The 23,077-nt window shown below is 65.1% G+C and carries 24 protein-coding genes and 1 pseudogene; 10 read left to right on the top strand and 15 right to left on the bottom strand.

Annotated elements, in window-relative coordinates; all coding sequences use genetic code 11:
* Window positions 1-2: 2 nt before the first annotated feature.
* The 7 genes and pseudogenes from ACZZZM_RS05620 to ACZZZM_RS05590 form a co-directional block, all read right to left on the bottom strand.
* A pseudogene (locus tag ACZZZM_RS05620) lies at window positions 3-450 on the bottom strand (YbgC/FadM family acyl-CoA thioesterase).
* Between the two features lie 45 nt (window positions 451-495).
* A complete protein-coding gene (gene ruvB, locus ACZZZM_RS05615) occupies window positions 496-1,518 on the bottom strand; it encodes a Holliday junction branch migration DNA helicase RuvB (RefSeq protein WP_463594122.1) in 1,023 nt (340 codons plus the stop codon).
* 31 nt (window positions 1,519-1,549) lie between these two features.
* Window positions 1,550-1,876: a GIY-YIG nuclease family protein gene (locus ACZZZM_RS05610; protein WP_463594121.1), complete on the bottom strand. Its 327-nt coding sequence runs from the start codon at window positions 1,874-1,876 to the stop codon at window positions 1,550-1,552.
* 66 nt (window positions 1,877-1,942) lie between these two features.
* Entirely contained in the window at window positions 1,943-2,533 is a 591-nt protein-coding gene (gene ruvA / locus ACZZZM_RS05605; RefSeq protein ID WP_463594120.1) for a Holliday junction branch migration protein RuvA, read from the bottom strand.
* A 141-nt stretch (window positions 2,534-2,674) separates the two neighbouring features.
* Window positions 2,675-3,160, bottom strand: a complete 486-nt coding sequence (ruvC, locus tag ACZZZM_RS05600) for a crossover junction endodeoxyribonuclease RuvC (RefSeq protein WP_463594119.1) — start codon at window positions 3,158-3,160, stop codon at window positions 2,675-2,677.
* A gap of 148 nt (window positions 3,161-3,308) precedes the next feature.
* A complete protein-coding gene (locus ACZZZM_RS05595) occupies window positions 3,309-4,052 on the bottom strand; it encodes a YebC/PmpR family DNA-binding transcriptional regulator (protein WP_463594118.1) in 744 nt (247 codons plus the stop codon).
* 156 nt (window positions 4,053-4,208) lie between these two features.
* The gene (locus ACZZZM_RS05590; protein ID WP_463594117.1) at window positions 4,209-4,448 is read right to left on the bottom strand and encodes a DUF2312 domain-containing protein; all 240 of its coding nucleotides are present in this window, start codon (window positions 4,446-4,448) and stop codon (window positions 4,209-4,211) included.
* Between the two features lie 105 nt (window positions 4,449-4,553).
* Between ACZZZM_RS05590 and ACZZZM_RS05585 the strand changes: the two genes are divergently transcribed.
* Window positions 4,554-5,207 carry an SGNH/GDSL hydrolase family protein gene (locus tag ACZZZM_RS05585; protein ID WP_463594116.1) on the top strand — a complete coding sequence of 218 codons (654 nt, stop codon included), beginning with the start codon at window positions 4,554-4,556 and terminating at the stop codon, window positions 5,205-5,207.
* 135 nt (window positions 5,208-5,342) lie between these two features.
* Here ACZZZM_RS05585 and ACZZZM_RS05580 read toward each other — a convergent pair whose 3' ends face one another.
* On the bottom strand, window positions 5,343-5,708 hold the full coding sequence (locus ACZZZM_RS05580) for a DUF1244 domain-containing protein (protein ID WP_463594115.1): 366 nt from the start codon (window positions 5,706-5,708) through the stop codon (window positions 5,343-5,345).
* Window positions 5,709-5,782: 74 nt separating this feature from the next.
* Here ACZZZM_RS05580 and pyk point away from each other — a divergent pair, with 74 nt between their 5' ends.
* A complete protein-coding gene (gene pyk / locus ACZZZM_RS05575; RefSeq protein WP_463594114.1) occupies window positions 5,783-7,255 on the top strand; it encodes a pyruvate kinase in 1,473 nt (490 codons plus the stop codon).
* Here pyk and ACZZZM_RS05570 read toward each other — a convergent pair whose 3' ends face one another.
* Together ACZZZM_RS05570 and ykgO are read right to left on the bottom strand one after the other, a co-directional pair.
* Entirely contained in the window at window positions 7,256-7,873 is a 618-nt protein-coding gene (locus tag ACZZZM_RS05570; protein ID WP_463594113.1) for an HAD family hydrolase, read from the bottom strand.
* A 5-nt stretch (window positions 7,874-7,878) separates the two neighbouring features.
* Complete coding sequence (ykgO, locus tag ACZZZM_RS05565) at window positions 7,879-8,004, bottom strand: type B 50S ribosomal protein L36 (RefSeq protein WP_066482602.1); 126 nt, start codon at window positions 8,002-8,004, stop codon at window positions 7,879-7,881.
* Window positions 8,005-8,174: 170 nt separating this feature from the next.
* On the opposite strand from ykgO, the gene ACZZZM_RS05560 reads away from it, so the two are divergent.
* Genes ACZZZM_RS05560 through ACZZZM_RS05550 form a run of 3 tightly spaced genes read left to right on the top strand, consistent with a single transcriptional unit; the run spans window position 8,175 to window position 10,344 of the window.
* Window positions 8,175-8,777: a DUF4136 domain-containing protein gene (locus tag ACZZZM_RS05560; protein WP_463594112.1), complete on the top strand. Its 603-nt coding sequence runs from the start codon at window positions 8,175-8,177 to the stop codon at window positions 8,775-8,777.
* Window positions 8,774-9,889, top strand: a complete 1,116-nt coding sequence (locus ACZZZM_RS05555) for a M14 family metallopeptidase (RefSeq protein WP_463594111.1) — start codon at window positions 8,774-8,776, stop codon at window positions 9,887-9,889. The genes ACZZZM_RS05560 and ACZZZM_RS05555 overlap by 4 nt, the downstream gene beginning before the upstream one ends.
* Window positions 9,889-10,344, top strand: coding sequence for a GNAT family N-acetyltransferase (locus ACZZZM_RS05550; RefSeq protein WP_463594110.1), 456 nt, complete (start codon window positions 9,889-9,891; stop codon window positions 10,342-10,344). Before ACZZZM_RS05555 ends, ACZZZM_RS05550 begins: the two co-directional genes overlap by 1 nt.
* 27 nt (window positions 10,345-10,371) lie before the next feature.
* Here the strand turns inward: ACZZZM_RS05550 and ACZZZM_RS05545 are convergent, their stop codons facing one another.
* Window positions 10,372-11,097 carry a dienelactone hydrolase family protein gene (locus tag ACZZZM_RS05545; RefSeq protein WP_463594109.1) on the bottom strand — a complete coding sequence of 242 codons (726 nt, stop codon included), beginning with the start codon at window positions 11,095-11,097 and terminating at the stop codon, window positions 10,372-10,374.
* 68 nt (window positions 11,098-11,165) lie between these two features.
* Here ACZZZM_RS05545 and gpmA point away from each other — a divergent pair, with 68 nt between their 5' ends.
* From gpmA to ACZZZM_RS05525, 4 genes are all read left to right on the top strand, one after another.
* Window positions 11,166-11,852 carry a 2,3-diphosphoglycerate-dependent phosphoglycerate mutase gene (gene gpmA / locus ACZZZM_RS05540; RefSeq protein ID WP_463594108.1) on the top strand — a complete coding sequence of 229 codons (687 nt, stop codon included), beginning with the start codon at window positions 11,166-11,168 and terminating at the stop codon, window positions 11,850-11,852.
* Between the two features lie 67 nt (window positions 11,853-11,919).
* On the top strand, window positions 11,920-12,390 hold the full coding sequence (gene purE / locus ACZZZM_RS05535; protein ID WP_463596387.1) for a 5-(carboxyamino)imidazole ribonucleotide mutase: 471 nt from the start codon (window positions 11,920-11,922) through the stop codon (window positions 12,388-12,390).
* Window positions 12,387-13,463: a 5-(carboxyamino)imidazole ribonucleotide synthase gene (locus ACZZZM_RS05530; RefSeq protein WP_463594107.1), complete on the top strand. Its 1,077-nt coding sequence runs from the start codon at window positions 12,387-12,389 to the stop codon at window positions 13,461-13,463. Before purE ends, ACZZZM_RS05530 begins: the two co-directional genes overlap by 4 nt.
* Window positions 13,464-13,569: 106 nt before the next feature.
* A complete protein-coding gene (locus ACZZZM_RS05525; protein WP_463594106.1) occupies window positions 13,570-14,403 on the top strand; it encodes a transglutaminase-like domain-containing protein in 834 nt (277 codons plus the stop codon).
* 42 nt (window positions 14,404-14,445) lie between these two features.
* On the opposite strand, the gene ACZZZM_RS05520 is transcribed toward ACZZZM_RS05525, so the two are convergent.
* Window positions 14,446-14,745, bottom strand: coding sequence for a hypothetical protein (locus ACZZZM_RS05520; RefSeq protein WP_463594105.1), 300 nt, complete (start codon window positions 14,743-14,745; stop codon window positions 14,446-14,448).
* A 15-nt stretch (window positions 14,746-14,760) separates the two neighbouring features.
* Window positions 14,761-17,607, bottom strand: coding sequence for a M16 family metallopeptidase (locus ACZZZM_RS05515; protein ID WP_463594104.1), 2,847 nt, complete (start codon window positions 17,605-17,607; stop codon window positions 14,761-14,763).
* 136 nt (window positions 17,608-17,743) lie between these two features.
* On the opposite strand from ACZZZM_RS05515, the gene ACZZZM_RS05510 reads away from it, so the two are divergent.
* Window positions 17,744-19,393 carry a M20/M25/M40 family metallo-hydrolase gene (locus ACZZZM_RS05510; RefSeq protein ID WP_463594103.1) on the top strand — a complete coding sequence of 550 codons (1,650 nt, stop codon included), beginning with the start codon at window positions 17,744-17,746 and terminating at the stop codon, window positions 19,391-19,393.
* A 143-nt stretch (window positions 19,394-19,536) separates the two neighbouring features.
* Here the strand turns inward: ACZZZM_RS05510 and ACZZZM_RS05505 are convergent, their stop codons facing one another.
* Both ACZZZM_RS05505 and ACZZZM_RS05500 read right to left on the bottom strand, forming a co-directional pair.
* Window positions 19,537-21,684, bottom strand: a complete 2,148-nt coding sequence (locus tag ACZZZM_RS05505; RefSeq protein WP_463594102.1) for a penicillin acylase family protein — start codon at window positions 21,682-21,684, stop codon at window positions 19,537-19,539.
* Window positions 21,685-21,730: 46 nt separating this feature from the next.
* Window positions 21,731-22,792 (bottom strand): hypothetical protein, encoded by a 1,062-nt coding sequence (locus tag ACZZZM_RS05500; protein WP_463594101.1) that lies wholly within the window; start codon window positions 22,790-22,792, stop codon window positions 21,731-21,733.
* Window positions 22,793-23,077: the final 285 nt, after the last annotated feature.

The following is a 23,077-nucleotide window of genomic DNA, read 5'->3' as shown; positions in this document are numbered from 1 at the left end:
TGCTAGTTTCCCTTCCAGATCAACGGTTCGAACGCCGCCACCCAAGCGCCCGGTTGCCGCCGCGCGCGACCCTCGGGAGTGACGAACGCCGCCTCGACATCCGCTTCGCTCAGTATGACAGACCCGCGCATGAACTCGTTGATGAATATCCACTGACGCGGCGCGAAGCCGCACGAGACGGCTGATGACCGTCAGTTCATCCCCGAGACGAGCCGGGGCGCGATAGCGGATCGCCAATGCATGGATCGCATAGGCGCCCTCGCCCCCCTCTTGCGCCACGCGCTGATCGATGCCCGCGGCAAGCAGCATATCCGAGCGGGCGCGCTCCATGAACCGCAGATAATTGGCGTGATAGACCACGCCCGTCAGATCGGTGTCCTCGAAATAGACACGCAGGACGAAATGATGCTCCTGGCCCGAGAAATGGCCGACGGGTGGCAGTGCGTCCATGGCCGCTGCCCTAACCCAGCGACTCTGTGAGCGGAACCCCTATGGTCAGTCGAACAGCCCTTCCTGCGCGGTGGATGGCGGCTCGAGCCCGAGATGCTTCCAGCCGGCGGCGTTAAGGCAGCGGCCGCGGGCGGTGCGCGCGATCATGCCGATCTGGATCAGATAGGGCTCGATGACTTCCTCGATCGTGTCGCGCGGCTCGCTGAGGCCCGCGGCAAGCGTCTCCACCCCGACCGGGCCGCCGCGATAGATGTCGGCGATCATCGTCAGATAGCGCCGGTCCATGCTGTCCAGCCCGAGCTTGTCGACTTCGAGGCGTGTCAGCGCAGCATCGGCGGCTTGGGCGTGAACGGTCGCTTCGCCGAGGACGTTGGCGAAATCGCGGACCCGGCGCAGCAGGCGGCCGGCGATTCGGGGGGTTCCCCGCGAGCGCTTGGCGATCTCGTGCGCGCCATCGGCGGCGACGTGGAGGTCGAGGAGCTGGGCGGCGCGGGCGACGACGCGTTCGAGCTCATCGACCGTATAGAATTGCAGGCGGACGGGGATGCCGAAGCGATCGCGGAGCGGCTGGGTGAGCAAGCCCTGGCGGGTAGTGGCGCCGACCAGAGTGAAGCGCGGCAAATCGATGCGGACGCTGCGCGCGGATGGGCCTTCGCCGATCATCAGATCGAGTGCGCGGTCTTCCATCGCCGGATAGAGGACTTCCTCGACTGCGGGATTGAGGCGGTGGATCTCATCGATGAAGAGGACGTCGCCATCCTCAAGATTGGTGAGCAGGGCCGCAAGATCGCCGGCCTTGGCGATGACAGGGCCTGAAGTGGCGCGGAAACCGACGCCCATTTCGCGCGCGACAATCTGCGCGAGCGTGGTCTTGCCGAGGCCGGGCGGGCCGAAGAACAACACATGATCGAGCGCCTCGCCGCGAGATTTGGCGGCCTGGATGAAGACGCGCAGATTCTCGCGCGCGGCACGCTGGCCGACGAATTCCTCGAGGGTCTTGGGCCGCAGGGCTGCGTCGATGTCCTCGGGCTTGCGGACGGGGGTGAGGATGCGGTCGGTGTCGGTCATCCAATCCCCCGACCGTCATGCTGAACTTGTTTCAGCATCCATCGCGCACCACGCGAGTCGGCAGAGGTTCCAAGCCAAGCGCTACGCCGAGGTCTGCCCAATCGAGATTCTCGCTTTCGATAAGATTGATCTTCCATTGCCGATGCCAGCGTTTGAGCTGCTTTTCGCGCGCAATTGCTTCCGGCATTGTTGCGAAGAACTCGTAGCGGACGAGACGGTAAATCGAATAGCGGGCTGTGAAGCCAGGCGTGGCGGCGGTTCGATGCTGATATAGCCGTGGGATCAGGTTCGAAGTTACACCGATATAGAGCGTACCGAAGCGTTGGCTGGCGAGGATGTAGACGCAGGGTTGTTTCATCGGCGCAGTTCCTGCGAGGCACGATGGATGCTGAAACAAGTTCAGCATGACGGAATCGTGGAGAGTTCACTTCGCCGCCTTCCGCAGCGCCAGCCGCACGAGCGCGTCGAGCGTCGCCCCTGTCCCGAGTTCATCGTTCGCTGCGGCGACCGCGCTGCTGGCCTCGGCGGGCTTGAAGCCGAGGTTCATCAGCGCCGAGACCGCGTCCTGCGCGGCGCCGCCTGCGGGTGTCACCGCCCCGGCGCCGACCGCGGCGCCGCCGGCCTTGTCCTTGAGTTCGTTGACGATGCGCTGGGCGAGTTTTGGGCCGACCCCGTTGGCGCGGGCGATCATGGCGCTGTCGGCGCGGGCGACGGCGGTCTGGACTTCGTCGGGGCTGAGAATCGAGAGGATCGCCAGCGCGACCTTTGCGCCGACGCCCTGGACGCTGGTGAGCAGGCGAAACCAGTCACGCTCGGCGGCGGAGGCGAAGCCCATCAGGCGCATCGAATCCTCCGATACCAGCATCTCGGTGTGGATCGTGACGAGATTGTCGATTGCGCCCAGCGCATCGAGGGTGCGCGCCGAAGCGCCGACGAGGTAGCCGACGCCGTTCACGTCGATCACCGCATGATCCGCGCCGGTGGATGCGAGGCGGCCTTTCAGATGCGCGATCATGCCGGCGCCCCGCAAATATGTTTAGGAAGTTTAGAAACTTCGGGGGGGGTCGCGCGGATTGACGCCCGCTCGATCAGAAGAAATGGATAGGCCCGCATCGCGGGGAACCTAACAGGAACATGGACCTGTAGGAAAGCCTTTTCAGCCAGCCCGGCGGGCAGTGGCGAGATGGTGGGCGTGGCAGATCGCGACTGCAAGCGCGTCGGCGGCATCCGGTCCATCTATTTTGACGCCGGGGAGCAGGCGGGCGACCATAGCATGGACTTGCGCCTTGTCCGCGGCGCCGGTGCCGACCACCGCTTTCTTGACGATGCTCGGGGAATATTCGCCGACGTCGATCCCCGAGCGCGCCGCGGCGCAGATCACAACGCCGCGGGCCTGGCCGAGCTTGAGCGTCGATTGCGGATTGGAATTGACGAAGACTTCCTCGCAGGCGGCCGCTTCGGGGCGATGATCGGCGATCAGGGCGGTGAGCATCGCGTCGAGATGGGCGAGGCGGCGCGGGAGGGCGGCGGCGGTGTCGGTCTTGAGGCGGCCGTTGGCAATGTGGCTGAGGCGATTGCCCTCGGCGCGGATAAGTCCCCAGCCGGTGGTGCCGAGGCCGGGATCGAGGCCGAATATCAACAAAATCCCTCTCCCATCGGGAGAGGGAGGGAGCGCCGAAGGCGCGGAAGGGTGAAGGTCGATGGGTGCAGTCGATCTCGACCCTCACCCTTCCCACTCGGCTTCGCCGAGCGGGCCCCTTCCCTCTCCCGACGGGAGAGGGAGAGGATGATCAACCCAGTTTCTCCATCACGTCGTCGGCGATTTCGTAATTGCCCCAGACGGTCTGGACGTCGTCATCGTCGTCGAGGACGTCGAGGAGCTTGAGCAGGGTGCCTGCATCGCCTTCGTCGACTTCGACCATGGTCTGCGGCTTCCAGGCGAGCTTGGCGCCTTCGGGCTCGCCGAGCACGGGCTCGAGGGCCTTGGCGACTTCGTGGAGATCGCCCTGGGCGGTCCAGATCTCGTGGCCCTCCTCGCTAGAAGTCACGTCCTCCGCACCCGCTTCGAGCGCGGCTTCGAAGACCTTGTCGGCATCGCCCGCCGTCGCCGGATAACTGATCAGGCCGACGCGATCGAAAGCGTGGCTGACCGAGCCGGGCGCGCCGAGATTGCCGCCATTCTTGCTGATCGCAGTGCGGACGTTGGTGACGGTGCGGTTGCGATTATCGGTGAGGGTTTCAACGATCAGGCTCACGCCGCCGGGGCCGAACGCCTCGTAGCGGATCTCTTCGTAATTCTCGGCATCGCCGCGGCTGGCCTTGTCGATGGCGCGGGTGATGTTGTCCTTTGGCATGGACTGCGCTTTGGCGGCGTTGACCGCGGCGCGCAGGCGCGGGTTCATGTCCGGATCGGGCATGCCCATCTTGGCCGCGACGGTGATTTCGCGACTGAGCTTGGAGAACATGCCCGAGCGCTTCTTATCCTGCGCGCCCTTGCGGTGCATGATGTTCTTGAATTTGGAATGGCCTGCCATGAAAACGTCCTGCGGAATGGTGTTGCGGCATGCCATAGAGCGTCAGGGCACTGGGCTCAACTTGCCGGCCACGCCGTCAGACGAGAGCGGCGTTCCCGGCCTAGCTGCCCGCCGTGGCATCGCCTCGTCGTGCTGGCGCAAGCCGAGGGTGCCCGCTCAGTGCAGCCCGAGCGCGTTGCGATAGGTCTCGAGCAAGGCATCGGCCTCGTCGCGGTGATGCTTTTCCATCTTACGCAGGCGGACGATGTGCCGCATCGTCTTGACGTCGAAGCCGGTCGACTTGGACTCGGCATAGACGTCCTTGATGTCGTCGGCGATGCCCTTCTTCTCTTCCTCGAGCCGCTCGATGCGCTCGATGAACAGGCGCAATTGTTCGGCGGAAACAGAGTCGGACATTGAAGGCTCCTGAAGTTGAAGCGGGGGCGATAGAGAAGCCCCGGCGCAGGCTCAAGGGCCATGCGGCGATTTGCAGTGGACGGCCGATCGGCATAGGCGGGCGCGATGATCCGCACGCTCCTGTTCGCGCTCGCTGCCCTGATGCTGAGCAGCCAATTCGCCGCCGCCCAGACCCCGCGCTTCGCCGCCGAGATCGCTGCATTTGAAGCTGCCGATGCCAAGGCGATGCCAGCCAAAGGCGGCGTATTGTTCCTCGGCAGTTCGAGCATCCGGATGTGGCGCACACTGGCGGAGGACTTTCCCGGACTGCGGGTGATCAACCGCGGCTTCGGCGGCTCGCAGATCGCCGACAGCCTGGCTTATGCCGATCGGATCGCGATCCCCTATGCGCCGAAGACGATCGTCTTCTATGCGGGCGACAATGATATCGAAGCGGGCAAGACGCCGGCGCAGGTGCTGGCCGCGTTCAAGGCCATGACGGCGAAGGTCCACGCGGCGCTGCCGAAAACGCGGATCCTGTTTGTGTCGATCAAGCCGAGCATCGCGCGCTGGGGCAAGGTGGCCGAGGCGCGCGAAGCCAACCGGCTGATCCGCGCCTATGCCGCCAGCGACAGGCGGCTGGGCTATGTCGACATCTTCGATGCGATGCTGGGGGCCGACGGCAAGCCGCGGGCGGAACTGTTTCTGGGGGATGGGCTGCACATGACGCCTGCCGGCTATGCGATCTGGCGCGCGAAGGTGGCGGCAGCGCTGAAGTAGCGATTCCCCTCCCTGAAAAGGAGGGGGGTTAGGGTGGGTCCTTGCACGCGATACGGCGAGGCAGAATGCCTGGCTGCACTATCGTCAGGACCCTACCCACCCCCGGCCCCTCCCTTCCTGGGAGGGGAGGCGCCCTTACCGGTTCGGTTCGGTCATCGCGGGCGGATCGCTGGCGGGGAAGCTCTCGTCGAGCGCTTCGTCCAGCGCCTCCTCGTTGCGCTTCATGCTTTCTTCCATCCGCGCCAATTGGTCGGGCGTCGCCTGGCCCTGATGCTTGGCCTTCCATTCGGCGAAGGGCATGCCGTGGATGAGCTGGCGCGCCTGATCCTTGCCGATCGCGGGATCGGCTTCGCTGACCCAATCGGCCAGGCAATTGCGGCAGAAGCCCGCAAGCCCCATCAGCTCGATATTCTCGGCATCCTTGCGGTGGCGCAGATGGCGGACGAGGCGGCGGAACGCGCGCGCGGCGACTGCATCGTCCAATTGATCCAGATCGTCCATTTGCGCACCTCCCGGGTTGATCCCTCCGTATTTGGGACTAGAGCCAACCGCGCACAAGCGAGAGAGCTCCCAAGATGACAAAGGCCATAAGCCCCCGCTCCCGCAAGGTCCGCATTCTCGCGACCCTCGGTCCGGCGAGTTCGACTCCCGAGATGATCGAGCGGCTGTTCGATTCCGGCGCCGACGCATTCCGGATCAATATGAGCCATGGCGACCAGCAATCGAAGGTTGCGGTGTTCGAGGCGATCCGCAGCCTCGAGAAGAAGCTGGGGCGGCCGAGCACGATCCTTGCCGATCTGCAGGGGCCGAAGCTGCGCGTTGGCAAATTCGCCGAGGGCAAGGTGACGCTGATCGCCGGACACCAGTTCACGCTCGATCGCGATTCCACGCCGGGCGACACCACCCGTGTCGAACTGCCGCACCGCGAGATCTTCGAGGCCGCGGTTACCGATGCGCGGCTGTTGCTCGACGACGGCAAGATGGTGCTGCGCGTGACTTCTGCGCAGCCCGACCGGCTGACCACGATCGTCGAGGTCGGCGGGACGCTTTCGAACAATAAGGGACTGAACGTTCCCGACATGGTGCTGCCGATGGCAGCGCTGACCGAGAAGGACCGCAGCGACCTGGCCTTTGCCGTCGAGATGGGCGCCGACTGGATCGCGCTCAGCTTCGTCCAGCGCCCCGAGGATCTGATGGAGGCGCGCCGGCTGATCCAGGGCAAGGCGGCGTTGCTCGCCAAGATCGAGAAGCCGAGCGCAATCGCGCGGCTCGAAGAGATTGTCGAGCAATGCGACGGGGTGATGGTCGCGCGTGGCGATCTGGGTGTCGAGCTGCCGCCCGAGACCGTGCCGCCTTTGCAGAAGCGCATCGTCGAAACCGCGCGGCGGCTGGGCCGGCCGGTGATCGTCGCGACGCAGATGCTCGAATCGATGATCGAGAGCCCATCGCCGACGCGCGCCGAAGTCTCCGACGTCGCAACCGCGGTCTATGACGGCGCCGACGCGATCATGCTTTCCGCGGAGAGCGCGGCGGGCAAGTGGCCGACCGAATCGGTGGCGATGATGAATTCGATCGCGGACGCCGTCGAGCGTGATCCCGCGCATGGCGACCGCGTTCATTTCACCGTCACTCGCCCCGATCCGACCACCGCCGATGCATTGGCGGAAGCGGCGAAGAACATCGCGCATACCGTGTCGGCGACTGCAATCCTGTGCTTCACCAGCTCGGGATCGACGGCGCGGCGGATCGCGCGCGAGCGGCCATCGGTGCCGATCATGGTGCTCACGCCGCGAATCGAGACGGCGCGGCGGCTGGGGCTGCTATGGGGCACGCATGCCGTGCATACGCGCGACGTGGATTCGTTCGAGGAGATGGTCGCCAAGGCCAAACGGATGGCGCTGCGGCATCATATCGCCAAGGCCGGCGACCGGCTGATCCTGTGCGCGGGCGTGCCGTTCCGGACCCCCGGATCGACCAACGTGCTCCATGTCGTGACGCTCGTCGGCGACGAGCTCAAGAACTACAAGGGCGACAGCGAGGGCGGCTGATCAGCCGGGCAACAGCCCAAGGCGGACGAGCTCGGCGCGGAATGCCTCCGCGCCGGTGAACAATACGCCATGGATGCCGAGCGCATTGGCGGCTTCGACATTGGCTTCATTGTCATCGACGAACACCGCATCGGCGGCCTCGATCCCGAAGCGGGCGAGCGCGAGGCGATAAATTGCCGGATCGGGCTTGAGCAGTTTCTCGTCGCCCGAGACGACGACATCGCGGAAGCGGCCGAAAATATCCTGGTGCTGCGGCGCCCAGGCGCGCCAGAACTCGCCCGAGAAATTGGTGATGCCGAACAAGGGAACGCCGGCCGAATCGAGATCGGCCACGATTTCGGGCATGCCGGGAATCGCATCGCCGATGGTTTCGTTGAAGCGCGGCCCCCAGGCGGCGATCAGCGATTCGTGCTCGGGAAACTGCGCAATCAGCTCGGCCGAAGTCTCGGCGAAGGGCCGGCCCTGATCGTGCTGGAAATGCCACTCACGCGTGACGACCTTGGCCAGAAACGCGTCGAGCGCCCGATCGTCTTCGATCAGGCGCCCATAAAGACTGCGCGGATCCCAAGGAAAGAGGACGTTGCCGACATCGAAGATGACGGCAGAAGGCGTCCCCATCCCGCTCAGCCCTGGCGGGCCTTGAACCGGCGATTGGTCTTGTTGATGACGTAGATGCGCCCACGGCGGCGGATCACGCGGTTATCGCGGTGACGGCCCTTGAGCGACTTCAATGAATTCACGATCTTCATGACCGATTCGCTTCTCGAATATTGGTGTCTGGAAAAGAGGGGGTCGCCTAGAGGTCGGGCCGGGCCAAGTCAAGGCATGGAAGCCATTGAACGTGGCCGGGAACCGACTCGCCGCGACTCTTGTTACATGCCCGATGGGACGTTGCGCCCGCGAAACATGGAGAAGCCCGGTGACCAAGCCCTTCACTATCGCTCTGCTGGCCGGCGCTGCGCTGCTCGGCGGGTGCACCGCCACGAGCCGCAACGGCCCGATCGACGTGACGCGCTATCACCTCGGCCAGCCGATCACCGAGCGCACCACAGTGGCGATCGAGCCGATCAGCACCGAGGCGAGCATGGGACCGGAATATCAGCTCTATGCCGACGCCGTACGCACCGAGCTCGAGCGGCTCGGTTACGTGAAGGGCGGCAACGACATGGCCTCGGGCTATATCGCCGCTGTCGGCTTCCTGCGCACCTCGCGCGGCGCCTATCGCGAGCAGCCGCCGGTATCGATCGGCTTGGGCGGCGGCAGCTATGGCGGCGGGCGGCGCGGCGGCGGCGTTGGTGTCGGCGGCGGGGTCTCGTTCGGGATCGGCGGCAAGACCCGCGAACTCTATATGTCCGAACTCTCGGTGCAATTGCGCCGGCGCAGCGACAACACCACGATCTGGGAAGGCCGCGCCATCACCGAATCGGCAGGCGACCAGCCGGTCGAGACTGCGGCAAGGCTCGCAAATGCGCTGTTCAAGGGCTTCCCCGGCGAGTCAGGGGTGACTATCACGGTCAAATGACCATCAATATCAACGCCGCTTTCGACAGCGGCAACATTCGCGTCCTGAACGTCGAAGGCGACCGGGCCGATCTCGAGATCGTGACCGATCACCAGTCCGATTTCTACCAGTGGTTTCACTTCCGGGCGAGCGGCGCCAAGGGGCGCACGGTCACCTTCCGTATCCTCAATGCCGGGGGTTCGGCCTATCCCGACGGCTGGCCGGACTATCAGGCGCGCGTCTCGACCGACCGTGAGGCATGGCGACTCGCCCCGAGCAGCTTCGCCAATGGCGTTCTCGAATTCACCCATAGCTTCGACAGCGATCTCGCCTGGTTCGCTTATTTCGCGCCCTATTCGATGGAGCGGCATCACGATCTGGTCAGCCGCATCGCCTTGTTGCCGGGCGTCTCGCACCGTGCGCTCGGCGTAACGCTGGATGGCCAGCCGATGGACGTGCTGACGATGGGCGACGGGTCCAAGCAGGTATGGATCTATGCTCGCCAGCATCCCGGCGAGAGCATGGCTGAGTGGTGGGCCGAGGGGGCGCTGGAGTTCCTGACGTCGGGCAATGCCACTGCAACGGCGCTGCGCGAGAAAGCGACTTTCCATGTGGTGCCCAACATGAATCCGGATGGATCGCGCCGCGGGCATCTTCGCACCAATGCCGCGGGGGTGAACCTTAATCGGGAATGGCATGCGCCTTCGATGGAGAAGAGCCCCGAAGTCTTCCTGGTCCGCGCCGCGATGGACGAGGCCGGCTGCGATTTTGCGATGGACGTGCATGGCGACGAGGCGATCCCGGCCAATTTCCTTGCCGGCTTCGAAGGCATTCCGCGCTGGACCGACGAGCATGGCGAGAAATTCTACGAATATGCCCGGCGGCTCGCCGCGCAGACGCCCGATTTCCAGACCGAGCTCGGCTATGTCAGATCGGCGCCGGGCACCGCCAACCTCTCGATGTCGACCAACCAGCTTGCCGAGCGTTTCGGCGCGGTCTCCATGACGCTGGAAATGCCGTTCAAGGACCATGATGCGAACCCGGATCCGGAATTCGCCTGGTCGCCCGAGCGCTGCAAGGGACTGGCGCACGCCTGCCTCGAGACACTCGCCGGGATGATCGACGAAATCTGATGCAAATTCGCGAGGGGGGACTGGACGACCCGCGGGTCGCCGAACTGCTGCGGCTGCACGCGCAGGGGATGCTGGCGAACTCGCCGGCGGACAGCTGTCATTTCCTCGATCTTTCGGGGCTGAAGACGCCGGATATCAGCTTCTGGAGCGCCTGGGACGGCGAGGAGCTGGCGGGTGTCGGTGCGCTCAAGCGGATCGATGCGGCGCAGGGCGAGATCAAGTCGATGCGCACCGCGCCGGGCAGGCTGCGCAACGGGACCGGCGCGGCGATCCTCTCGCATATTTTGGGCGCGGCACGGGCGCAGGGGCTCAAGCGGCTGAGCCTGGAGACCGGATCGGGCGAGGCGTTCGAGCCGGCGATCGCGCTGTATCGCAAGTTCGGCTTCACCGATTGCGGGCCGTTTGGGGAGTATAAGGAAGACCCGTTCAGCCGGTTCATGACGCGGATGCTGTAAACCCCTCTCCCATCGGGAGAGGGAGATTCAGGCGAACAGCTCCTCCAGGAAATTCCGCATTGCCTGCCAGCTGCGGCGGTCGGCTTTGGGTTCGTAGATCACGCCCGGCACCTTCGATTCCTTACGCTCCGTATCGGTGAAGGCGTGGCCGGCATGGCCATAGGCATGGATCTGCCAGTCGGCGCCGGCCGCGGTCAGTTCGTGGGCCAGCGCGACGGTGGCGTCGGGCGGGGCGATCGGGTCTTCCCAGCCGTGGCAGATCAGCAGCTTGGCCGTGATCGGCGTGACGCTGGGATAATCGGGCGCGTCATAGACGCCGTGGAACGAGACGCCGCCCAGGATCGGGAGGCCGGCGCGGGCCATGTCGAGCAGGCATTTGCCGCCGAAACAATAGCCAATGGCCGCAACGCGCGACGGGTCGGCCTGGGGCAGCGCAGTGAGCGCGTCGAGCGAGGCGCGGAGCCGGTCGCGAAGCAATGCGCGGTCAGCGTTCAGCGCATCCATATATTCGCTGCGATTGAGCGAGGCATGGGTGGTGCGCTTGCCCTGGCCATAGACGTCGGCGACCAGCGCGACATAGCCGAGCCCGGCAAGGGCATCGGCCTTGAGATTGTCGGCCTCCTTCTGGCCCAGCACATTGGGGAGCACGAGGATCGCCGGGCGCTTGCCCGCGATCGCATCGTCATAGGCAGCCACGCCCTCGAACGGGCCGCCGGGCCCTTGATAGACGATGGTCTCGCGCCGAATGCTCATGCGTCACTCCCTTGTCCGCTCCGCGCATGCCGCTAAGGACGCATCCGACCGGTTGCAAGGAGTCCGCCATGCCCACGCTCGTCCTGATCCGCCACGGCCAATCGGCCTGGAACCTCGAAAATCGCTTCACCGGCTGGTGGGACGTCAATCTGACCGACCAGGGGATCGAGGAGGCCAAGGCCGCCGGCAAGCTGCTCTTCGACAAGGGCTTCGACTTCGACCAATGCTATACCAGCCTGCAGACGCGGGCGATCAAGACGCTCAACATCGTCCTCGAAGAGATGCAGCGGCTGTGGCTGCCGGTGGAGAAGGATTGGGCACTCAACGAGCGGCATTATGGCGGGCTGACCGGGCTCAACAAGGCCGAGACCGCTACGATCCATGGCGACGAGCAGGTCCATATCTGGCGCCGCGCCTTCGACATCGCACCCCCCTTGGGCGAGCCGACCAGCGAATATGACCTCGCCAAGGACCGCCGCTATGCCGGGATCAAGATCCCGCAGACCGAGAGCCTGAAGGACACGATCGCGCGGGTGCTGCCCTATTGGGAGCAGAAGATCGCGCCCGACCTCAAGGATGGCAAGCGCGTGGTGATCTCGGCGCACGGCAATTCGCTGCGCGCGCTGATCAAGCATCTCTCGAAGATCGCCGACACCGACATCGTCAGCCTGGAAATCCCGACCGGACAGCCGATCATCTTTGAGCTCGACCAGGATCTGGTGGCGAAGGACAATTATTATCTGAGCGAACGGTGAGGTTGCTCTCCAAACCGCTGCTCTCTAACAACCCCACTTCCTGAACGCGGGGCGCGACGTGACACCTATGGTCGGCATCATCATGGGCAGCACTTCCGATTGGGAGACGATGCGCCATGCCGCCGAGATGCTCGAGGCGCTGGGCGTGGCGCACGAGACTAAGGTCGTCTCCGCACACCGCACACCGCAGCGGCTCTATGACTATGCGACGAGCGCGGCGGATCGCGGCCTCAAGGTGATTATCGCCGGGGCCGGCGGGGCGGCACATCTGCCGGGAATGGCGGCGTCGATGACGCATCTGCCGGTGCTCGGCGTGCCGGTCGAATCCAAGGCGCTGAAGGGCATGGATAGCCTGCTCTCGATCGCGCAGATGCCGGGCGGCATTCCGGTGGGCACGCTGGCGATCGGCAAGCCCGGGGCGATCAACGCGGGACTGCTGGCTGCGGCGATCCTCGCGACTTCCGACGAAGCGCTTGCCGAACGGCTCAAGCGATGGCGCGCGGCGCAGACGGAAGCGGTGGCGGACTCGCCCGAATGAGCGCGCTGCCCCCCGGATCGACAATCGGAATATTGGGCGGCGGCCAGCTTGGACGGATGCTCGCAGTCGCGGCGGCGCAATTGGGATACCGCACGCATATTCTGGCACCCGATGCCGAGAGCGTCGCGGCGCAGACTGCCTCCAGCTTCACCCGCGCGGACTATCACAGCCGAATCGTGCTCGACGATCTCGCGGCGCATGCCGATGTCGTGACGTACGAGTTCGAGAATATTGCGCTCGGGCCGGTCAGCTTTCTCGCGGGCAAGGTGCCAGTGCGGCCGGGCCCGAAGAGCCTGGAGATTGCGCAGGATCGGGCGCGCGAGAAGACCTTCGTCAGTGAGCTTGGCGGACGGACCGCTCCATGGGCGCCGGTTTCGACGCTCGACGAGCTCAAGACCGCGATCACCGAGATCGGCGCGCCCGCGATCCTCAAGACGCTACGGCTCGGCTATGACGGCAAGGGCCAGGTGCGCATCCACGATGCCAGCGATGCCGAGGCCGCCTGGGCCGATATCGGCGAGCGGCCGGCGATCCTCGAAGGGTTCGTGAACTTCAGCCACGAATTCTCGATCATCACGGTGCGCGGGCTGGATGGCGGGCTGGCCAGCTATCCGCCGCCCTGGAACGAGCACAAGGATGGGATCCTCGCGCGATCCACCCTGCCCGCCCCGGCCGAGATCGCGATCCACTGGGCGCAGGCCGCGGCGCTCTCCGCGCGCGTGGCGGAGGCACTCGACCATGTCGGGGTGCTGACGCTCGAATTCTTCGCGACCCCCGATGGGCCGGTGTTCAACGAAATGGCGCCGCGGGTGCATAATTCGGGTCATTGGACGATCGAGGGCGCCGAATGCTCGCAGTTCGAGAACCATATCCGCGCGATCTGCGGCCTGCCTCTCGGCTCGACCGGACTGACCGGCAGCCATGTCGAAATGCTCAATCTGATCGGGCGCGAGGGCGAGGCATGGGCCGAATTGCTCGCCGAGCCGGGGACGCATCTACATCTCTATGGCAAGGGAAATGCGCGTCCCGGGCGCAAGATGGGGCATCTGACGCGCGTAACGCGCGGGCTGTAATTCGCCGCTGCGGGACGTTCGTGCCGCGCAGGATGCTGCTCGTGGCATAATTGCCCGTTCGGCGCGCGGACCATGGATGCTGCGGCATTCTCGCCACGGAGCTGCCATGCGCGCCCTTCTGCTTGCTCTCGCCTTCGCCTCGTCCCCGGTGCCCGTACCGCCTGTCGCGATCGCGGCGCCCGATACAGTCGAGACGCTGGCCCGCGAAATCGTCGGGACCGAGACCGACCCGCTCAGGCGAACGCGGCTGGTGGTCGATTGGCTCAATGCCAATTTCACTTGGAATGCGACCGATTATGCCAAGCGCAGCGTGGCCGAGTTGATCGCGCAGCGCGGCGGCAATTGCGCCGAGCAGATGCGGGTGGCACGCGCGATGCTGACTTCGCTCGGGGTGAAGACGCGGCGCATGGCCGAGATCAACCTGCAGCCGTTCAGCGAGCAGCGCGGGCGCGACGCCGCCGAACAGATCGCCAAGATCGGCCCGCGCGGATCGGTGTTCGGAGCCGGGTATAACGATCATCGCTGGCTGGAAGTGCTGGACGCGACGACGGCCGAATGGGTGCCCGCCGATCCGACGCTCGGCCTGGTCGGGCTCGATCAATGGGTGAAGGCGCGGGTCGGCTTCGGAGCGCGTCCGGTGCATGCGATCCTCCCATCGCGCGACATGATCGTGCCGGTCGCGGTGTTTGCGATGGAGGATGAGGAGGGCTTTGCACGCGTCGTCGATCGCAGCCGGCATTATCTGATCGACGGCTTCGCCGCGCAGGATCAGCGCGTGGCCGGCGATCGCGATTGGGCCGCGTGGCAGGCCGAGATCGGCGAAATCGCGCCGGCGGCCCTTGCCGCGTTTCGCGGGGAGGCCAGCCTGCTCGCGAAGGTGCCGGTGATGGAGCGCGCTCGCGTGGCCTATGCCGCGATGCGCGGGCGGGTCGCGGGATAGAGTTTTTTCCTCCCCCGCTTCGCGAGGGAGGAAAAAGAAGATTTAGGCCCGCGTACCGGTGAGCGGGAATGCGCCGAACGCGCCCGCAGTCACGGTGCCATTCATATTGTCGCCGTCCACGGTCACGTCGCCGGTCAGCGTCATCGGCATCGGCACGGTGATGTCGAAGGTGAAGGTCAGGCGATCGCCGTCAACCTTGCCGTCCTTGACTTCGGTGTTGCCCATCGCACCCGAAAAGGTGCCGGTGAAGCTATCGCCGCTCGAATTGACGGTCATGGTCGAAGCCTGATCGCCCATCGGGGTCTTGGCCACGGTGTTCCAGCTGCCATCCACATTTGCCATTTTTCGCTCTCCTGATCATTTCGCGGCGGGCGCGGCCGGGGCCACGAGCGCCGTTGCGGGCATCACCTCGACAGGCAGGCCGATACTGTCAAGCTGCGGGCGCACCTTGGCGGCATCGCCGACGATTACCCAGACGAAGCCATCGGCGCGCAAAGCCCCGCGTGCCGCAGCGTCAAGCTGCGCCGCAGTCATGCCGCGATATTTTTGCGCGATCGAATTGTAGAAGTCGTCGGGGCGCTTGCGGATGTCGTTGGTCTGCATCGCGCCGAGCACTGCGCCCGCAGTCTCGAATCGCCCGGCGAGCTCGCGGACATTGCCGTTGATCGTGCGGGTGAGCTCGGCCGGGGTGACGCCGCGCGTGGTCAGGAACTCGCGGACCTGGAGCATCAGCGCCTGGACCGATTCGCCGGTCTTGTCGGCCTGGACCGGTGCGCTGATCGTGTAGGGCACGGCGTTCTCAAGCCAGCCGAAGCCGCCGCTGACCCCGTAAGACCAGTGCTTGGCCTCGCGCAGGTCCATGTTGATCCGCGACAGGAAGTCCGAGCCGAGGATCTCGTTCGAAGTCAGCACGGTGAGCAATTCGGTCTGTGGATCGAGCGAGGTCATTTGCCCGGCAAGGATCAGCGATTGCGGCGAATCGGGGCGATCGATCAGCACGATGCGCGGTGTCGCCTGCTTGGCGGCAGCGGCGAAGCTCTTGATGCCGGGTGTGCCCGCGCCCTTCCAGTCGCCGAAGCGCGCTTCGATCGCCGCCTGCACTTCGGCAAGCGGACGATCGCTGACCACGAAGAATTTGGCCTTGTCCGGGCGGATCCAGGCGCGGTGGAACGCGATCAAGTCGTCGCGCGTGAGAGCCTTGATCGCCGCCGGATCGCCCGATCCTGCCGCAAGCTTGGCATAAGGGCTGGCGGGACCATACAGCAAAGGCGGCAGCGCACGCCCGCCCAACCCCTGCGGGCTGGTCAGCTCCTGCGCGATGCCCGCGAGCCGAGAGGCGCGCAGGCGCTCGACTTCTGCCGGATCGAATGCCGGATTGCGCACGACATCGCCGAACAAAGCGAGCGAGGCCGCCAGATTGGGGCTGGGCGTGCCGAGCGACAAATAGGTGCGGTCGGCCGAGCTGCCCGCGCCGATATCGGCGCCGAGCCGTTCGCGCGCCTCGGCGATCCCGGTCGAATCGAGGCTGGCGGTGCCTTCGTCGAGCATCGAGAGGGTCAGACCCTGCGTGCCGAGCTTGCCTGCCGGATCGGCGGCGACGCCGGCATCGAAGCTGATCACCACTTGGGTGACCGGCACGGCGGTGCGTTGCGCATAGACCAATTCGACGCCGTTCGAGAGGCGCGTGCGGCTGACCCGAGGAAAATCGAGATCGCGGATCTCGGCGATCGCCGGCATGGCGCCGCGAGTGTTGACGGGCGACGCCTTGGGCGCTTCGGCAACCGGCTTGGCGGGAGCCACCGTCTGCGCCTCCTGATAGGCTTCGCGCACGCCCGGCTCGACCGTGACCGTCACCGATGGACGCGCAAGCCACTTCGCCGCCGCCGCGCGAACTTCGCCGGGAGTCAGCCTGGCGGTTTCCAGGAGCTGCTTCTTGAAGAACAGCGGATCGCCTGCATAAAGTTGGCCCGCAGCAAGCGCGACGGCCTTGCCGCCGGACCCGCCAACCGATTCCAGGCCCTCGATGCGGTCCGCAACGCTGGTGGTGGCGACGCGCAGCACTTCGTCTTCGCTGGGGCCCTTGGCGATGAGCTCGCCCAGGATCTCGTCCAGACGCTTGACCGCAGTATCGCGGTCCACGCCTGGCTTGAGCACGAGCTGCACCGTGAAGATGCCGAGCTGCGCCATGGACTGGATGCCCGCCGAGACGCTCACTGCGAGCTTTTCCTTGCGCACCAGGATATTATCGAGCCGCGAGCTGGCGAGCCCGCCAAGCACGTCGCTCGCCGCATCGAGCGCGACCGAGTCCTTGGCGTTCATTCCCGGCACGGCCCAGGCGCGCAGCACCAGAGTGGCGGCGACACGGTCTTTCAGCGTCACGTTCCGGGGCGCGGCCAGCGTCGGGATCTCGACCTTGGGCAGCACGCTCTTGGGGCCTGCCGCGATCTTGCCGAAATATTTCTCGATCAGCGGCCGGGCCGCCTTGGCGTCGATATCGCCGGCAATGACCAGCACGGCGTTGTTGGGTCCGTAATGCGATCGGAACCAGTTCTTGACGTCGTCGAGGCTGGCGGCATCGAGATCGGCCATCGATCCGATGACATTGTGGCCATACGGATTGCCGGGCAGCAGCTCGTCGAGCAACCTGTAATAGAGCAGGCCATAAGGCTGGTTGTCGCGCTGGCGCTTCTCGTTCTGGACGACGCCGCGCTGCTCATCGAGCACCGCCTGGTCGATCGCGCCGAGCAGCCAGCCCATCCGATCGCTTTCGAGGAACAGGGTGCGCTCGAGCGCAGCCGCAGGCACGGTCTGGAAATAATTGGTCCGGTCGAAATTGGTGGTGCCGTTATAATCGGTGGCACCGAAATCCTTGAGCTGCTCGAAGAATTCGCCCGGCGCATTTTCAGAGCCATTGAACATCAAATGCTCGAAGAGGTGCGCGAATCCGGTCTTGCCCTTGGGCTCGTGCTTCGATCCGACATCGTACCAGGTCGAGACCGCGACGATCGGCGCCTTGCGATCGGTATGGACGATGACGCGAAGGCCGTTGGCAAGGGTGAAGCTCTCGTAGGGAATGTCGACGCGCTTGACGAGTTCGGCAACGGGCGCAGGCTTGGCCACCGAAGCCTGTTGCGCGGCGGCAGGCTGTGCCGCGGCGGCGAGCGCAAGCGAAGCGGCTCCCAACAACAGGGGCAGGGTTCTCATGAGTGCAGGCATCCTCGAAAACAGCGTTATCGCGAGACCTTAGCCGCGGCCGGCAGGCAAGCAAACCGCGCTTTGCGTCGCCCGGCTTTTGGATTAGCGTCGCGGCTTCACTGCCCTGCCCCACGGAGCCTTCCCGATGCGCCTGCCCTTGTTTTTCGCCGTGCTCTCGCTCGGCCTCGCGCCCGGTGCCCTGGCTCAAAAGGCGCCCGACGAGCCCGTCTTCAGCGCCGAGGAAGTGCGCGCCCATGTGAGCTTCCTGGCCGACGATCTGCTCGAGGGGCGCAATGCCGGCACCCGCGGCTATGATGTGGCGGCACGCTATGTCGCGACGCGCTTCGCAGCTTTGGGGCTCAAGCCAGGAGGCGCGGACGGAAGCTGGTACCAGCAAGTGCCGCTCGCCGAATATGAGCTCGACGCCGCCAAGCCCGCTTCGATCACGATCGGCAGCAAGAAGTTCGCCAATGGCGCCGAGGTTCTGGTCTCGGCGAGCCCGCGTTACGGGCAGGACGAGCAGATCGTCGGCGGCGACGCCGTGTTCGTGGGCCACGGCCTCGAAGCGGATTATGCGGGGCTCGACGTGCGCGGCAAGTTCGTCGTGACGCTGATCGGCACCCCCAAAGGTATGACGCCGGATCAGGTCAAGGCCGCGGGCGCGACCGACAAGCCGATCATCGCCGGCAAGCATGGCGCGCTCGGCGTGCTCTATCTGATCACCCCGGAGGATCTGAAGGGCGCCTTCCCCTGGATCAATGCGATGAGCTTCTTCAGCCAGAAACAGACCAACTGGCTAGGCCCGAACGGCGCACCGAAGGGTGAGGATCCCGGGATCAAGATCGGCGCCTATATCAATCCCACTGCCGGTGCGGCATTGTTCGAAGGCGCGCCGATGAGCGCCGAGCAGCTGTTCGCCGCCGCCGCGCAGCCGGGCGCGATCAAGGGCTTCGCATTGAAGCGGCGCGTGACCACGGCGCGGACGAGCAAGGTCAAGATCGTCTCCAGTCCCAATGTCATCGGCTTGCTGCCGGGCTCGGACCCCGCCCTTGCCGCCGAGCATGTCGTGCTCTCGGCGCATCTCGATCACGAGGGGCTCGATCCCAAGCTGCCCGGCGACCAGATCTATAACGGCGCGATGGACAATGCATCGGGCGTCGCGACGATGCTGGAGGCCGCCCGCGCCTTCAAGCAGAGCGGCAGGCCGCCCAAGCGCTCGATCCTGTTCGTGGCGCTGACCGCCGAGGAAGACGGGCTGCTCGGCTCGGAATATCTGGCGCGCTATCCGGTGGTCGGCACCGGCAAGGTCGTTGCCGACGTCAATCTCGACATGCCGATCCTGCTCTACGACTTCCAGGATGTAGTGGCGTTCGGCGCCGAGCATTCGACGCTGGGTCCGATCGTCGAGGCCGCCGCGGCCAAGATGGGCGTGACGCTCTCGCCCGATCCGATGCCACAGGAGCAGCTCTTCCTGCGCTCCGACCATTACAGCTTCGTCAAGGCGGGCGTGCCCTCGGTATTCCTTGTCACCGGCTTCAAGAATGGCGGCGAAGAGGCCTTCAAGAAATTCCTCGCGACCGATTATCACAAGGTCTCGGACCAGGTGAGCCTGCCGTTTAATTGGCAGGCTGGGGCGAAGTTTGCGCGGCTCAATTATCTGATCGCGCGCGAGATTGCCGACGGCAAACAAGCGCCGCTTTGGTATGAGGGCAACCAATATGGCGACCGCTATGCCAAGGATGCCCCCAAGGCAAAGCGGCCTGCGGTGGCGCCCGTCGCCAAGCCAGCGAACTGACTGCTTCCCCTCCCTGCAAGGGAGGGGACCGAGGGGTGGGTGGCGTCCTGACGATACGGCGCCCAACATCGGCTAGCCAACATATCGCGAGCACCCGACCCACCCCCCAACCCCTCCCTTTCAGGGAGTGGAGCGATTTGCGGTTAGGGCCGGTAACTCCGCTCGACATTACCCTTCAGCCCCGCCGGATCGAACCATACCGGCTTGAGCTTGTGTTGCACGAACAGCGGCGCCTGATCGGTGTAGTGCGGCGAATCCGGGCGCGTGCTTGCCGAGCCGAAAGGCTGGATCGATTCCGATCGTACCTTGCCGGCCTTGTCCCAGGTCACGAACATCACGAAGCTGTCGCCATGCTTGATGGCGAGGCGGCCGTCGGGGCGCTCGTCATAGCTGGTGGCGGCGCGCAACGCGTCGGGACCGCCGTCGAGCGGCAAATCGACCTTGCCCTGCTGGAGCCGGATCAAGTCACCCAGTGGCAGTTCGAGCTTGCCGAAATGCTTCTGGAGATAGCCCGCCGCCTCGGCGAGCACGGTGCGCGGATCGGGCTTGGGCTTGCGCTCGTAATGCCAGCGGTTGGGCACGCGCAGCACCGAAAAGGCCAGCGCGTCGGCCGGCCCCTTGCCGTCCCAATTCCAATCCCAATGGGTCAGCAGCTCGCGCGCCTCCGTCAGCAATTTGTCGCCCTTGGGATCAACTGCCATCAGTTCCTTGAACCAGGCATGGAGATACGAATATTGGCTGACGCCGCTGTCGAACTTGATCCGGTACAGATCCTCAGCCGATATCGACGGGTCGGCGCCCATCAGCTCCAATGAGCGCGTGCCGCGATTGGTGGTGTCGGTCTCGATCCCCAATAAAGGCGACCAGTCCTCGGGTTTGATTTCCGACCCCGCGCCCGCCGCCTGGAAGGGCGAATTGTTGGCGTTGATCAGGAAGCCCGACACCGGATTGACGTTCCGCGGCACCATCTCCCACGGCACCGTGCCCGGCTGGTAGTTGGCCGAAGTGTCGCCGGCCAGCACCTGGCGATAGTCGAAACCCGGCTTCCGATTCGGGAAATTGGCGTTGTAGAAATAGGCGATGTTGCCCGCGGCATCGGCATAGATGAAATTGGTGCCGGGGATCGCGTGCTGCGCCAGCGCCTTTTGCCATTGGTCGAAATTCTGGGCGCGGTTGAGCCGATAATATTCCTCGACCATGCCGAGCTGGTCCTTGCCGCCATAATTGATGGCGAAGGCGCCCGATTTGTTGATCAGCACCGGCCCCTGCACGGCGCGGTACACGGTCTTGGGCACCGGGAGGACGAACGGACCCCAGAGCTTGACCGGCAACCAGACACGCTCGGCCTCGAGCGGTTTCCACTGGCCATCGTAGCGATATTGGTCGCCGCCTTCATTGAGCACGAGCTTGTAGAGATCGACCATGTCGGGCCGGTTGACGGTATTGGTCCAGCCGAGATGCTCGTTATGTCCGAGCAAGGGATAGGGCGCGCCGGGGAAAGTTGCGCCGGCGAAATTCCAGCCCTGCTGCGAATGGACGACCAGTTCGTACCACGCGGCGCCGCCGCGCCAGCCCTGGTGCGAATTCGAGACCATTCGCGTGAAGCCGTCCGCCGAGCGCTTTGGCGCGACGACGAAGGCGTTCGATCCGTTCTCTGCCGAATTGGGGCCGAGCGGCGTGATGTTGGGCGCGTCCGGAGCGTCGGGCTTGTCCAGGCCCTTTTCGATCGGCAGCGGCTTGTCGCCCGAGAGCGCGCCGAGCACGCCTTCGAGCCCAAAGAAGAAAGGCGAGCGGACGACGAAGCCGACCGCGACGTCCTGGCCATTGACCGGAAAGAGCCTAGCGAGCTTAACCTCTTCCGGATGCCGCTCGGCATAGCGATTGAGGCCGGTGGCATAGGCATCGAGCAGCGCCCGGATATCCGCCGGCTGCTTCATATAGTCGCGCTCTACGGTGGCGCGCGCGCCGAGCAGATGGACGACGAAATCGGTCTTGGCGCCGTCCTGTCCATTGATGGCGCCCAGCCGGCCGCGGGTCATCGCGATCACTTCCTGAAGCGTCTCGAAATCGTCCTCGGCATGCGCATAGGCGATGCCATAGGAGACGTCGGCGTCGGTCTTGCCGAAGATGTGCGGCACGCCGAAATTGTCGCGCGTGATCTTCACGTCATATTTGTGCTGCGGTGGCGGCGCGGCGCGGGCGGCGAGCAAAGGTTCCCAGGTCGCCAGTCCGATCGCAGTCAGCACAAGCAGCACGACGACGCCCAACAGGATCGGTTTGACGACGCGCATTCCCGGCTCTCCCCCCGCCGCTGGATTCGCGGCTCAGGACAGTAGCTTACACTTGCCGCTTGCGTACCGACCAGACGAAAGAATCGTACCAGAAATGGAGCAGCGAGCAGGCGATGAAGGGCGCGACGAACAGCGTCGGCCTGCCCGAGACCGCAGCGGCATAGGCCAGGCCGAAAACGGCGCAGGCCAAAGCGAAGATCAGGCCGGCGCGCAGCGCGGTCCCCTGCCCCTGCATCCGCGCGCCTTCCTTGACCCAGACCAGCGCGAAATACTGGACCGCGTGGTAGAGATTGATCGCGGCGAGCGCGACAAGCGGGGGCGAGAAGCCCCAGGCAAGGATCGAAACCGTGCCGGTAACGACGAGCGTTGCGAGCTTGTGCGCGGGCAACTTGTACCCGGCGCGAATCGCTCGGGCATAATCGAGCGCCGCCCAGCCGATCACGCCGCCATAAGCCAGCATCGCAGCCAGCCGCACGCCGTCATGCCTTGCCTCCAGCACGCCGGGCAGGCTGGTGAGTGCGCTCAGTGTGGTGCCATCGAACTGCTGGAAATAAATGGTGTGGGTGGCCAGCGCCGCGCCGGCGGCGAGCGGACCGACATAGAGCATCCAGTTGAGGCGCAGATCGGTCGCGCGCAGCATGTTGGGCGAATTGCCAGCCTTCATGTCGTAAATCCGCGCGAAGCCGAAATTCTGCATCGCCGAATGGTGGACGTCCCAGAACACTGCGATCACTGCCGCCGCGATCAGCGCCGTATGCGAAAGGAAAAGCGCCGCGAGCAGCAGCACCGGGACGATGGTGAGGCGGAGCCGGTAGGCGGCGAAAACCTCCGGGTTCATATAAGCGCGCGGCACCACGGCGATCAGATGCGCCCAGGTCAGCACCGATACGAAGCCGAACAAAGCGACCACTGCCTGGCTTGAGACAGCAGCGGGAGCAAACGAATCCCATCCGCGCAGCCAGAGCTGGACGAACAGGAATGCCGCCAGCGGCGCCCCCCAGAAAAGCAGCGCATCTCGCTTGGGCCCGAGGATCGCGCGCGACGGATCGGCGAGCGAGCCCGTGGGCGCTGGCGTGGCGGCGAACTGGCTGGAAAACTGCGTGGCCACACATTCCCCCGGATGGCGTGTCAGGGAATTTCTAAAGGGAGACCGTTAACGAGGCGCTACTCAGGCGTGATCGCGCTCTCCTCCCTTTTCCATATCGTCATCCCGCGAAAGCGGGAACCCAGCGTAACAAGCGATTCATTCTTGGCTCTAGGACCCTGCTTACGCGGGGATGACGGAAGGGCCTGTTTGCATCGCGGCGACGAGCGGCGCAGATTGCCAGGCATCCGCCGCACCCCCTTGTGTTGCCCAAATATCACACCATCTGTCTGCTATCAGACCAGCAGG

The sequence above is a fragment of the Sphingomonas sp. AC522 genome (genome assembly GCF_979258125.1).
Note: the sequence above shows the minus strand (reverse complement) of the source record. Positions and strands in the feature narration are given on the sequence as shown.